The sequence below is a fragment of the Pseudomonas sp. PB106 genome (genome assembly GCF_009764645.1).
GTDB lineage: Bacteria > Pseudomonadota > Gammaproteobacteria > Pseudomonadales > Pseudomonadaceae > Aquipseudomonas.
The window spans coordinates 1-13,002 of the sequence record NZ_RWIM01000187.1 but is presented as its reverse complement, the minus strand read 5'-3'; the positions used below and the strand labels follow the sequence as shown (position 1 = coordinate 13,002).

The window sequence follows — 13,002 nt, the reverse complement described above, 5'->3', positions numbered from 1 at the left end:
CAGCTCCTACATTGGAATGTATTTCCCTGTAGGAGCTGCCGAAGGCTGCGATCTTTTGATCTTGCTGTTGGTTACTTCTTCACCAGCGCCGAACACGCCGCCTTATAAGCTTCATGCTGATACTTGTTCAGCGTCCCCGGCAGCTCAAAATTATGCTTCTTCGCCTGCGCATTGATCGTCTGCGGCGACAACAACGTCACCTCGCAACCATCCAGCAACTGCAAAATCCCTTCAATTTTGAACGTCGTCGGCCCACCGGCAAATTCACCTTTCTTGCTGCGCTTCTTGATCGCAATCCGGTCAACCGAATTCTCCCGCACAAACGACGCCACCTGCGCTGCGAACAGCTTAACGTTGGCCGCTTCGTCATCTTCGTCGAGGGCGATTTTCTTGGTGGCAAGGGGAATGTGGCTCAGGGTCGAACCGTCGAGAGCGGCCACGGCGATAATCGCTTCGCTGCCTTTGATTTCGATGCCGCAGATATTCATGGGGAATTCCTTGAAGTGAAGAGGGCAGCTTACAGCTCTAGCTGATCGGCGGTGATGCCGAACGCCGACGCAATTTTCTCGCGAGTGGCCTTACGTGGCTTGGCGACTGTTTCCTGCTGGGCGAACGCCGGTTGGGAAATACCCATGCGTTTGGCAACTTCTTCTTGAGTCAGGTTGAGGTGTTCGCGCCAGGCGCGGATCGGAAGAGCACCATCGACGATGCGACTTACAACTTCATGGGGAATCATTGATTAATCCTTTTTATGTTTATTCCTGCCCAATCGACTCCAAAAACTCCGACCGTTCATCACTCATCCGCGCCACGCAGTCATTCTGCGCAATCGTGAAGGCCTTGCTCCCCGCCGTGGCCGGGAACGCTTCCACCGCGCAATCGGCATCCCGCGTCTTCAGCCATTGCTGCTGCGCCGTTTTCATCTTGGCGGTGATGTCCGCCAGTTGCGTGGCGTTTTTGCCGTACGCGGTTTGCATGCGTTCGGTCAGGCTGGCGTAGTTGTCCTTGAGCAAGTCTTCGGCGGTGGTGCGGCTGTAGGCTGAGCATTCCAGGGTCTGGACGTCGTTTTCGACGGCGTCGCACGGGTTGTTGTCGGACTCTTCGGCGGCGTGTACGCCGGTCGCAAGCAGTGCCAAAGCCAGGAAGATCGATTTCATTGTTGTCGCCGCTCTAATCCAGTGGTGTTTCCAAGATGCCGGAGATTCTGGCTCAAGCGTGCGGGCTTGAACAGGTAGCTGATCGGAGCGTCTGGCGACCCTTTGTCGCGGATTGACGCTTTCGGCAATTCCCCTGTCGTTTTTGCACCCGGTCGCCCCGGCACCGAGGCATATGCTGGCCCCAAAGCGCCGGCAGACGATTCGGCGCATGAATCGCCAATAAGGGGACGCCTGATGAGCCCAGCCGAATTACACGCCGACAGCATCGTTATCGACGGTCTGATCATTGCCAAATGGAACCGCGAGCTGTTCGAAGACATGCGCAAGGGCGGTCTGACGGCAGCCAACTGCACGGTGTCGGTGTGGGAAGGCTTTCAGGCGACCGTGAACAACATCGCCGCCAGCCAGAAGCTGATCCGCGAAAACAGCGACCTGGTGATGCCGGTGCGCACCACCGCCGACATCCGCCGCGCCAAAGAGCAGGGCAAGACCGGCATCCTCTTCGGCTTCCAGAATGCTCACGCGTTTGAAGACCAGATCGGCTATGTCGAGGTGTTCAAGCAGCTCGGCGTTGGCATCGTGCAGATGTGCTACAACACCCAGAATCTGGTCGGCACTGGTTGCTACGAGCGCGACGGCGGCCTGTCGGGTTTCGGTCGCGAAATCGTTGCCGAGATGAACCGCGTTGGCGTCATGTGCGACCTGTCCCACGTCGGCTCCAAGACGTCCGAAGAAGTCATCCTCGAATCGAAAAAACCGGTGTGCTACTCCCACTGCCTGCCGTCGGGCCTCAAAGAGCACCCGCGCAACAAGTCCGATGCAGAACTGAAATTCATCGCCGACCACGGCGGTTTTGTCGGTGTGACCATGTTCGCGCCGTTCCTCGCCAAGGGCATCGATTCGACCATCGACGACTACGCCGAAGCGATCGAATACACCATGAACATCGTCGGCGAAGACGCCATCGGCATCGGCACTGACTTCACCCAGGGTCACGGCCAGGACTTCTTCGAATACCTGACCCACGACAAGGGCTACGCCCGCCGTCTGACCAGCTTCGGCAAGATCATCAACCCGCTGGGCATCCGCACCGTCGGCGAGTTCCCGAACCTCACTGAAACCCTGCTCAAGCGCGGCCACTCCGAGCGCGTGGTGCGCAAGATCATGGGCGAGAACTGGGTGAGCGTCCTCAAGGACGTCTGGGGCGAATGAATAACTCTGGAGCCTACTCCGCTCGCCGATAGCTGCGTCAGGTCCTCGCGCCAAACTCGCCGTACGTCCCGTACTGTCTCGCTTGTCGCTCCGGTCCTTCCTTGCTCTCGACGTGCTCGCTACGGCTCCAAAGTCATTCATACGGCTTGTTTATAAGAGCAGAGCAAAAGCTTTGCTCGGCACCAACCACGAATTTTTCTGGAGTTAAGTTTCCATGGCCAAGATCGCCCCGCAATTGCCAATCGAAGTCGACAGCGAGACCGGTGTCTGGACCTCCGACGCCCTGCCGATGCTCTACGTGCCACGGCATTTCTTCGTCAACAACCACATGGGCATCGAAGAGGTTTTGGGCGCTGACGCCTACGCCGAGATCCTCTACAAGGCCGGCTACAAATCCGCCTGGCACTGGTGCGAAAAAGAAGCCGAATGCCACGGCCTGGAAGGCGTCGCGGTGTTCGAACACTACATGAAGCGCCTGTCGCAACGCGGCTGGGGCCTGTTCAAGATCCAGGACATTGATCTCGACAAAGGCACCGCCAGCGTCAAGCTCGAGCACTCCGCATTCGTCTACGTCTACGGCAAGGTCGGACGCAAGGTCGACTACATGTTCACCGGTTGGTTTGCCGGTGCGATGGATCAGATTCTTGAGGCGCGCGGCAGCAAGATTCGCACGGTTGCCGAGCAAGTCTACGGTGGCTCCGAAGAAGGCCACGACGACGGCCTGTTCACCGTCAAGCCGTTGTAAGTCGAGGAACCCGCCATGGCTTTCGAAGCAATGTTCCAGCCGATCCAGATCGGCAAACTGACCATCCGCAACCGCGTGCTCAGCACCGCGCACGCCGAGGTCTACGCGACTGACGGTGGCATGACCACCGACCGGTACGTCAAGTATTACGAAGAGAAAGCCAAGGGCGGCATCGGCCTGGCGATCTGTGGCGGTTCCTCCGTGGTCGCCGTCGACAGCCCACAGGAGTGGTGGAGCTCGGTCAACCTGTCGACCGACCGGATCATTCCGCACTTCCAGAATCTGGCCGACGCCATGCACAAGCACGGCGCCAAGATCATGATTCAGATTACCCACATGGGCCGGCGCTCGCGCTGGGACGGCTTCAACTGGCCGACCCTGATGTCGCCGTCGGGCATCCGTGAACCGGTGCACCGCGCGACCTGCAAAACCATCGAGCCGGAAGAAATCTGGCGGGTGATCGGCAACTACGCTCAGGCTGCGCGCCGGGCGAAGGCCGGTGGTCTTGACGGCGTCGAACTGTCTGCCGTTCACCAGCACATGATCGACCAGTTCTGGAGCCCGCGCGTCAACAAGCGTACCGATGAATGGGGTGGCACTTTTGAGGGCCGGATGAAGTTCGGTCTGGAAGTGCTGAAAGCCGTGCGCGCCGAGGTCGGTGACGACTTCTGCGTGGGCATGCGTCTGTGCGGTGACGAGTTCCACCCGGACGGCTTGTCCCACGAGGACATGAAGCAGATCGCCAAGTATTACGACGACACCGGCATGCTCGATTTCATCGGCGTGGTCGGCTCGGGTTGTGACACTCACAACACCCTGGCCAACGTGATTCCGAACATGAGTTATCCACCGGAGCCGTTCCTGCATCTGGCCGCCGGGATCAAGGAAGTGGTCAAGGTGCCGGTGCTGCACGCCCAGAACATCAAGGACCCGAACCAGGCCACGCGCATTCTTGAAGGCGGTTACGTCGACATGGTCGGCATGACCCGCGCGCACATCGCCGACCCGCACCTGATCGCCAAGATCAAGATGGGCCAGATCGACCAGATCAAACAGTGTGTTGGCGCCAACTATTGCATCGACCGCCAGTATCAAGGTCTCGATGTGTTGTGCATCCAGAACGCCGCGACGTCCCGTGAATACATGGGCGTGCCGCACATCATCGAGAAATCCACCGGGCCGAAACGCAAAGTGGTGATCGTCGGTGCCGGCCCGGCCGGGATGGAAGCGGCCCGCGTTGCTGCTGAACGTGGCCACGACGTGACCCTGTTCGAGAAGAAGGAATTCATCGGTGGGCAAATCACCACCGCATCGAAAGCACCGCAGCGCGACCAGATCGCCGGCATCACCCGCTGGTTCCAATTGGAGCTGGCGCGACTGAAAGTCGATCTGCGCCTGGGCACGGCGGCCGATGCCGACACCATCATGGACTTGCGCCCGGACGTGGTGGTGCTGGCGGTCGGCGGGCATCCATACCTGGAGCAGAACGAACACTGGGGCGCCGCCGAAGGGTTGGTGGTCAGCAGCTGGGACGTGCTCGACGGCAAGGTCGCGCCGGGCAAGAACGTGCTGGTCTACGACACCATTTGCGAGTTCACCGGGATGTCGGTTGCCGACTTCCTCGCCGACAAGGGCAGCCAGGTCGAGATCGTCACCGACGACATCAAACCGGGCGTGGCCATCGGTGGTACATCGTTCCCGACCTACTACCGCAGCATGTACCCGAAAGAAGTGATCATGACCGGCGACATGATGCTCGAGAAGGTCTACCGCGAAGGCGACAAACTGGTCGCGGTGCTGGAGAACGAATACACCGGCGCCAAAGAGGAGCGGGTGGTCGATCAGGTGGTGGTGGAAAACGGCGTGCGTCCGGATGAGGAAATCTACTACGCGCTCAAAGAGGGTTCGCGCAACAAGGGCCAGATCGACGTCGAAGCGTTGTTCGCGATCCAGCCACAACCTTCGCTGAGCGAGGCGGGCGACGGCTACTTGCTGTTCCGCATCGGCGACTGCGTGGCGCAGCGCAACACACACGCCGCGATCTACGACGCCCTGCGGCTCTGCAAAGATTTCTAAGGGCTAGTGAACCGATCGTTCCCACGCTCTGCGTGGGAATGCCGCAATGGACGCTCTGCGTCCGCTTGGGACGCGGAGCGTCCTGGGATGCATTCCCACGCAGAGCGTGGGAACGATCATTGAACGCCGTGTTTCTCCAGGTTGTACTGGTGGGAGCTTCACCATGTTGAACACCCTTCTTCCAATCCTGTTGTTCGCCGCTCTGGGCCTTGGTGTCCTTGGCGCGTTGCGGCGGGTGGCCATGTGGCGTCGGGGCCGGGCCTCGAAGGTCGATCTGATCGGCGGCCTGTTGGCCATGCCCAAGCGCTACATGGTCGATTTGCACCATGTGGTGGCGCGGGACAAATACATCGCCAATACCCACGTGGCCACGGCCGGCGGCGCGGTGGCGTCGATTGTGCTGGCGCTGCTGGTGCATGGTTTCGGCCTGCATAACCGCATCCTCGGTTACGCCTTGCTGCTAATGACGGCAGTGATGTTCGTCGGCGCGATCTTCGTGTACCTGCGTCGGCTCAACCCGCCGGCGCGGCTGTCGAAAGGCCCGTGGATGCGTCTGCCGAAAAGCCTGCTGGCGTTCTCGGCATCGTTCTTTCTGCTGACCTTGCCAGTGGCCGGGATTCTGCCGGAGAACTTCGGTGGCTGGGTGCTTGCGGCAATTCTCGGGATTGGTGTGCTGTGGGGCGTGTCGGAGTTGTTCTTCGGCATGACCTGGGGCGGGCCGATGAAACACGCCTTCGCTGGTGCTTTGCACTTGGCGTGGCACCGTCGCGCCGAACGCTTTGGCGGCGGTCGTTCCACCGGTTTGAAGCCTTTGGATTTGAACGATCCGAGTGCTCCGCTGGGTGTGGAGAAACCCAAGGATTTCACCTGGAACCAACTGCTCGGTTTCGACGCCTGCGTGCAGTGCGGCAAATGCGAAGCCGCGTGCCCGGCTTTCGCCGCCGGCCAACCGCTGAACCCGAAAAAGCTGATTCAGGACATGGTCGTCGGCCTCGCTGGCGGCACCGATGCCAAGTTCGCTGGCAGCCCGTACCCCGGCAAACCTGTTGGCGAACACTCAGGCAATCCACATCAACCGATCGTCAACGGCTTGGTCGACGCCGAAACCCTGTGGTCGTGCACCACCTGCCGTGCTTGCGTCGAAGAGTGCCCGATGATGATCGAGCACGTCGATGCCATCGTCGACATGCGCCGTCACCTGACCCTTGAGCGAGGCGCGACCCCGAACAAGGGCGCCGAAGTCCTCGAAAACCTGATCGCCACCGACAACCCCGGCGGTTTTGCCCCGGGCGGGCGGATGAACTGGGCGGCGGACTTGAACCTCAATCTGCTCAGCGAAAAGAAATCCACCGACGTGCTGTTCTGGGTCGGCGACGGCGCGTTCGACATGCGCAACCAGCGCACCTTGCGCGCCTTCGTCAAAGTGCTGAAAGCGGCGAAAATCGACTTCGCCGTGCTCGGCCTCGAAGAGCGTGACAGCGGCGACGTGGCGCGGCGTCTTGGCGATGAAGCGACGTTCCAGTTGCTCGCCAAACGCAACATCCAGACCCTGGGCAAATACAGCTTCAACCGCATCGTCACCTGCGATCCGCACAGCTTCCATGTGCTGAAAAACGAGTACGGCGCGTTCGACGGCAACTATCTGGTGCAGCACCACAGCACCTACATGGCGGAAATCATTCAGGCCGGTGCGCTCAATCTCGGTCAGCACAAAGGCAACAGCGTGACCTATCACGATCCGTGCTACCTCGGACGCTACAACGGCGAGTACGAAGCGCCGCGAGAAGTGCTGCGGGCCCTCGGCATTGAGGTCAAAGAGATGCAGCGTTCCGGCTTCCGTTCGCGTTGCTGCGGCGGCGGTGGCGGGGCGCCGATCACTGACATTCCGGGTAAGCAGCGGATTCCCGACATGCGCATGGAAGACATCCGCGAGACCGGCGCCGAACTGGTGGCTGTGGGTTGTCCACAGTGCACGGCGATGCTCGAAGGCGTGGTCGAACCGCGTCCGCAGATCAAGGACATTGCCGAACTGGTCGCCGACGCGCTGCTCGAAGACGCCGCGCCAAGCAAGCCTGCCACCCCGGCCAAACGTGAACCTGCGGAGGCCCACTGATGAGCGACATTATCCGCCGTGACCCACGCGCTGAATGGATTGCCCGTAACCGCCTGCACCCGCTGCACGCGGCCATGCAACCGGCGCAGCACAGCTGGATGGGGCCGAATGGCGTCATTCGCAAGAATCTGCACGGCATCGGTTTTATCGGCCCCAACGGCATCAAGCGTATCGACCGCAGCGGCGCGCAACAGGGCGGGGCGGTCAAACGTTCGGCGGCTGTGGAAGTGCAATTGCCCCTGCATCAAGTGCCCGCGCCGGCGTTCTATATCACCGTGGTGCCGGACATGGTCGGTGGCCGCTTGAGCAGCCACGACCGCGACTTGCTCGGCCTCGCCCATCAACTCGCCGGCCAGGACGGCGCGGTGTTGGCCGTGGTCTTTGGCGAGCACAAGGAAAGCGCTTTCGCCACCGCCGGCGTCGATCGCTTGCTGGTGCTCGAAGGCGAACAGTTCAGCGGTTATGCACCGGAGCAACGGGTGCAAGGTTTGCGGGCCGTGGACAACCAGTTCAATCCACGTCACTGGCTGCTGCCGGACAGTCGCAGCGGTGGCGGCGAACTCGGTCGACGCTTTGCTGCGGCACTGGGCGAACGCCCGGCGACGCGGGTCTGGCAGGTCAAGGATCAGGAGTGCATCGGTCGTGCTGGCGCCGGGTTGCAAGACCTTGCCCGTCCCGTCGCACGGTTGATTCTGGCGGCGGCGGAATGCGCCGAGCCGGTCAGCGAAACGCGCCATGAGGCGTTGCCGATGGAGTTATCCACAAGTGTCGCGCGCAGCCTGTCACGGATCGAAGATCTCGGTGCGGTCGCGGTGGATCCGGCGGCGATTCCAATGGCCGAAGCGGAGTTCATTTTCTCCGGCGGCAATGGTGTTAAAGACTGGGCGCTGTTCCACGAAACGGCCGCTGCACTTGGCGCTACCGAAGGTGCTTCGCGTGTCGCGGTGGACGATGGCTTCATGGCCCGTGATCGCCAGGTCGGCGCGTCCGGCACTTGGGTTACCGCCCGGGTCTATGTGGCTGTGGGTATCTCCGGTGCGATCCAGCACCTGCAAGGCATTGGCGCTTGCGACAAGGTGGTGGCGATCAATCTCGATCCGGGTTGCGACATGATCAAGCGCGCTGACCTTTCGGTGATCGGCGAAAGCGCAGAGATTCTTCAGGCGTTGATCGAGGCGGTGGCGGCTTACCGCAACGAAGCCAAGCGCGATGCGGCTTAAGGAAACGCTATGAACACGAAGATTATCAGTCTGGTTTCAATCGGCGCCCACCCGACTTCCGGCCGGCCACGCCGCGCCGACCAGGATGCACGCGCCGTGGAGCTTGGCCTGCAACTGGCTGGGGATAACCTGCAAGTGCTGCATGCCGGCGATATCGCGGAACCGGCACTGCGCGCCTATCTCGGCATGGGCCTGGAGCAGATGCACGTGCTCGAGCAGCCCGCTGGTGCCGATGCCTTGCCAGCGTTGACTGCGTATCTGCGTGAGGCCGGTGCGCAAGTGGTGCTGACCGGCAGCCAAGCGGAAACCGGTGAAGGTTCGGGGATGTTGCCGTTTCTGCTCGCCGAAGGTCTGGGCTGGCCGTTGGTGGTGGGGCTGGCGCAGGTCGAGTCGATCAACGACGGCTCGGCGCTGGTGCTGCAAGCGTTGCCGCGTGGTCAGCGGCGGCGGTTGAAGGTGAAGCTGCCGTTTCTGGCGACTGTGGATAACGCTGCGCCGAAACCTCGGCAGAGCGCCTACGGTCCGGCACGACGTGGGATTTTGGAGGCTGGTGATGTTGAGGTGGTCGACGACGAACTGCTGTCCGTAGCCACCCTGCAACCTGCCAAGCCAAGGCCGAAACGCCTGAAAGTGATCAAGGCCAAAAGTGGCGCTGACCGGATGAAGGCCGCAACGGCCAAGGCCAGTGGCGGCGGGGGGCAAGTGCTCAAGGGCGTCACCGCACAGGCCGGCGCCGAAGCGATCCTCAAGTTGCTGATCGAAGAGGGCGTGGTTCGCTGAAAAGCCCCTCACCCTAGCCCTCTCCCAGAGGGAGAGGGGACCGACCGAGTGGTATTGGCTAATTACATCGACCTGCGATTGCGCGGTGACGTTGGTATGGCCAAGCCTGAGATCACAATGTTCGTTCAGGTCGGTGGAGTTTGAACAGGCGATGCGGTCGGCTCCCTCTCCCTTTGGGAGAGGGCTGGGGTGAGGGGTAGTGTTTACCCACAATCCCTGTTGGCGGATCTGTGGATAACGTGTTCGCCCCTCTCTAGACCCCACGCCAATCAAGCCCTACAGCCCTCCGATCAAAAAACAACCAGACTAAGTCACGGATTTTCAGGGCTTTTTCTCTTGGATAACTGAGCAAGTTGCCCCCATTCTCTGTTGGCGCTTCTGTGGATAAGATGTTCGCTATCCGCTGAGACCCATACAAACCGCGGCCTGCGAAGAATCGATCAAAAAACAATCAAATCAGCTGTTTCTACGCAAAACTCCCTCGCAAACCCCGATTTCACACAGCCTCCAGCGCTTTTCCACAGCAAGGCCAAAGTTACCCCCGATCTCTGTTGGCGCTTCTGTGGATAAGGTGTTTGCCATCCGCTGAAGCACACGAACAGCGTGGCTTGCAGGCTGTTGATCAAAAAGTGATCAATGTGTTTTCAAAACCGTACTTCTGGATAAGTCACGATTTTTCTTTGCAAATCAGTGGGATATTTTTCGAGTCATCCACAGTTGTCCCCATTTGCTGTGGGTGGGTGTGTGGATAACTTGTTTGCGGAAGGCTGGGGGGCTTGGTGGGTATGGGGTGTGGGGTGGTTGGTCAGAATTTGTGCAATCAAAGTTCAGGAATGTGCTGAATGTGAAATAGCTATCGCGAGCAGGCTCACTCCTACAGGGGAACGCATTCCACATGTAGGAGTGAGCCTGCTCGCGATGCTTTTTATCCTTGGACGGGCACACCTTTAAGGTACGGCGCAGGCTCGGCGCCGAGGTTGTTCAGCAGGCGCTCGCTGTACCAATCCACGAAGTTGACCACGCCAAACTCATAGGTCTTCGAATAAGGCCCAGGCTGATAAGCCGTCGAGTTGATCCCGCGCTGGTTCTCTTCCGCCAGACGACGGTCCTGATCGTTGGTCGCATCCCACACCTGGCGCATGCGTTCGACGTCGTAATCGACACCTTCAACCGCATCCTTGTGCACGATCCACTTGGTGGTGACCATGGTTTCCTGCGCGCTGATCGGCCACACGGTGAAGACGATGATGTGGTCGCCCATGCAGTGGTTCCACGAGTGCGGCAGGTGCAGGATGCGCATCGAGCCGAGGTCCGGGTTCTTGATCCGCCCCATCAGTTTCGCGCAGCCCTGTTTGCCGTCGAGGGTCATCGACACGGTGCCTTTGAGCAGCGGCATGCGCACGATGCGGTTGCGCAGGCCGAAACTGGCGTGGGCGTACGGAATCTTCTCGGCTTCCCAGGCAGCGGCAGACGCAGCGACATGGTCCTTGAATGCCTGATCGGCGCGTGGGTCGGTGACGTCGTCCCATTCCAGCAGGGTTTTCAACAGTTCCGGGTGAGACGCGTTGCAGTGGTAGCACTCGCGGTTGTTTTCCAGCACCAGTTTCCAGTTGGCCTTTTCCATCAAGGTGGTGGTGATCGCCACCTTGGTGTTCTCCATGTCGTACGGTTCCATGTAATGGTTCAGCGTCGACAGGAAGTCATCAATGGGCGGCGGGTTCTCCGCCAGGCTGATGAAGATGTAACCGCCGGCGGTCTTCACGTTCACTGGTTTGAGGCCGTACTGCTTCATGTCGAAGTCGGCGCCCATTTCAGTGCCGGCGAACAACAGGCGACCGTCCAGCTCGTACGTCCACTGGTGGTAATGGCAGACCAGTTTGGCGACCTTGCCTTTTTCACTGGTGCACAGACGCGAGCCACGGTGGCGGCAGACGTTGTGGAACGCATGCACCACGCCTTCAGCGCCACGAATGACGATGATCGGGTTCTTGCCAATCTGCAGGGTCAGGTAGTTGCCTTTGGCCGGAATTTCGCAGGTCATGCCGGCGATCAACCATTCTTTCTGGAAGATCTCCTGCATATCGATATCGAACAGCCGCTCATCGCTGTAGAACGGTTGTGGCAGCGAAAACGTGCGCTCACGCTCCTGGAGCATTTGTGCAGTGGCCTTGCGTGCGGGTTCCAGCGGATCGCCCAGGCTGATTTTTGCGGTGACGTCCATCGATGTAATCCTCAAGGCCATCTGCGTGGCCGGCGAAAGTGGCTGATCAGGTGTGCTGCAACGGGTGCTACGCAAGGTGTAAAGAAGCTGTCTTGGTGTTGGGGCGAGTGTGGGCCCGGCGCAGGGCGGAACCTTATCCATGGGCGACATGGTGCAATCTGTTCCCGACGCGCAACCCCCGGTGGTTGGGGGCTGGTCGCGATAAGTATGCCGATGTCGCGGATAGGTAAACGGGCGGTTCGCGCTATACGCAGAATCGCCGACATGAGGCCGACAGTCGGCCGTGGAGAACAGCATGTCCAACAGCTTCCTGAATCCGGTCACCACCCAGACCTGGGCCAATGGCCGACACATCGTCCGTTGCGTCAAAGTCATCCAGGAAACCTGGGACGTGCGCACCTTCTGCTTTATGGCCGACCAGCCGATCCTGTTCTTCTTCAAGCCCGGGCAGTTCGTGACCCTGGAGCTGGAAATCGAAGGCCAGCCGATCATGCGCTCGTACACCATTTCCAGCTCGCCGTCGGTGCCGTACAGCTTTTCGGTGACGATCAAGCGCGTGCCGGGCGGCAAGGTCTCGAACTGGCTGCACGACACGCTGCATGAAGGGCAGGAATTGGCGGTGCACGGGCCGGTCGGGCTGTTCAATGCCATCGATTTCCCGAGCCCGAAAGTGCTCTACCTGAGCGGCGGTGTCGGGATCACGCCGTGCATGTCGATGGCGCGCTGGTTCTACGACACCAACGCCAACGTCGACATGACCTTTATCCACAGCGCGCGCTCGCCCAAAGACATCATTTACCACCGCGAGCTGGAACACATGGCGTCGCGGATCGACAACTTCAGCCTGCACCTCATCTGTGAGAAACACGGCTTGGGCGAGCCGTGGGCCGGGTATCGCGGTTACCTGAACCACAAGATGCTCGAACTGATGGTGCCGGACTTCCTTGAGCGCGAAGTGTTTTGCTGCGGCCCAACGCCGTACATGAACGCAGTCAAGCGCCTGCTGGAGGTGGCCGGCTATGACATGTCGCGTTATCACGAGGAATCCTTCGGGGCCACGCCACCCGAGGCGCGCGCCGATGCGGTGGAGCAGGCCGAACAAGCAGCCGATGCGCCGGAAATCGATATCGCCGATCTGCATCAGGTCGAGTTCACTTCGTCCGGCAAGAGCATTCGTGTGGCGCCGGGCGAAACCGTCCACGCGGCGGCGGCCAAGCTTGGCCTGATGATCCCGAAAGCCTGCGGCATGGGGATCTGCGGGACGTGCAAAGTGCTCAAGCTGGGCGGCGAAGTGGAGATGGAGCACAACGGCGGGATTACCGAGGACGACGAGGCCGAAGGGTTTATCTTGTCGTGCTGCAGTGTGCCAAAAGGCGACGTGCGCATCGATTTCTGACGGAATCCCTGTGTAGGAGCTGCCGAAGGCTGCGATCTTTTGATCTTGTTTTTAAGGGCAGGATCAAAAGATCGCAGCCTTC

General features: G+C 60.3%; 10 protein-coding genes and 1 pseudogene. 7 read left to right on the top strand and 4 right to left on the bottom strand.

Annotated features, from left to right (window positions below; translation table 11 throughout):
• Nucleotides 1-71 precede the first annotated feature (71 nt).
• From EJA71_RS23625 to EJA71_RS23615, 3 genes and pseudogenes are all read right to left on the bottom strand, one after another.
• Nucleotides 72-488, bottom strand: coding sequence for a DUF3010 family protein (locus tag EJA71_RS23625; protein ID WP_158959954.1), 417 nt, complete (start codon nt 486-488; stop codon nt 72-74).
• A 29-nt stretch (nt 489-517) separates the two neighbouring features.
• Nucleotides 518-736, bottom strand: a pseudogene (locus tag EJA71_RS23620) (helix-turn-helix domain-containing protein); the annotation flags it as partial.
• A gap of 19 nt (nt 737-755) precedes the next feature.
• Nucleotides 756-1,157, bottom strand: a complete 402-nt coding sequence (locus EJA71_RS23615; RefSeq protein ID WP_158959952.1) for a lysozyme inhibitor LprI family protein — start codon at nt 1,155-1,157, stop codon at nt 756-758.
• Nucleotides 1,158-1,391: 234 nt separating this feature from the next.
• Here EJA71_RS23615 and EJA71_RS23610 point away from each other — a divergent pair, with 234 nt between their 5' ends.
• From EJA71_RS23610 to EJA71_RS23585, 6 genes are all read left to right on the top strand, one after another.
• On the top strand, nt 1,392-2,369 hold the full coding sequence (locus tag EJA71_RS23610; protein WP_016772817.1) for a dipeptidase: 978 nt from the start codon (nt 1,392-1,394) through the stop codon (nt 2,367-2,369).
• Between the two features lie 214 nt (nt 2,370-2,583).
• Complete coding sequence (locus EJA71_RS23605) at nt 2,584-3,114, top strand: DUF5943 domain-containing protein (protein ID WP_005792152.1); 531 nt, start codon at nt 2,584-2,586, stop codon at nt 3,112-3,114.
• Nucleotides 3,115-3,129: 15 nt separating this feature from the next.
• The gene (gene dgcA / locus EJA71_RS23600) at nt 3,130-5,190 is read left to right on the top strand and encodes a dimethylglycine demethylation protein DgcA (RefSeq protein WP_116028357.1); all 2,061 of its coding nucleotides are present in this window, start codon (nt 3,130-3,132) and stop codon (nt 5,188-5,190) included.
• A 163-nt stretch (nt 5,191-5,353) separates the two neighbouring features.
• Nucleotides 5,354-7,303, top strand: a complete 1,950-nt coding sequence (gene dgcB, locus EJA71_RS23595; protein ID WP_158959950.1) for a dimethylglycine demethylation protein DgcB — start codon at nt 5,354-5,356, stop codon at nt 7,301-7,303.
• Nucleotides 7,303-8,523, top strand: coding sequence for an electron transfer flavoprotein subunit alpha/FixB family protein (locus EJA71_RS23590; RefSeq protein ID WP_158959948.1), 1,221 nt, complete (start codon nt 7,303-7,305; stop codon nt 8,521-8,523). The genes dgcB and EJA71_RS23590 overlap by 1 nt, the downstream gene beginning before the upstream one ends.
• 9 nt (nt 8,524-8,532) lie before the next feature.
• Nucleotides 8,533-9,303 carry an electron transfer flavoprotein subunit beta gene (locus tag EJA71_RS23585; protein WP_158959946.1) on the top strand — a complete coding sequence of 257 codons (771 nt, stop codon included), beginning with the start codon at nt 8,533-8,535 and terminating at the stop codon, nt 9,301-9,303.
• A gap of 925 nt (nt 9,304-10,228) precedes the next feature.
• Here EJA71_RS23585 and gbcA read toward each other — a convergent pair.
• A complete protein-coding gene (gbcA, locus tag EJA71_RS23580) occupies nt 10,229-11,524 on the bottom strand; it encodes a glycine-betaine demethylase subunit GbcA (RefSeq protein ID WP_158959944.1) in 1,296 nt (431 codons plus the stop codon).
• 295 nt (nt 11,525-11,819) lie between these two features.
• On the opposite strand from gbcA, the gene gbcB reads away from it, so the two are divergent.
• On the top strand, nt 11,820-12,920 hold the full coding sequence (gene gbcB, locus EJA71_RS23575; protein ID WP_064388155.1) for a glycine-betaine demethylase subunit GbcB: 1,101 nt from the start codon (nt 11,820-11,822) through the stop codon (nt 12,918-12,920).
• The last annotated feature ends 82 nt before the right edge of the window (nt 12,921-13,002 follow it).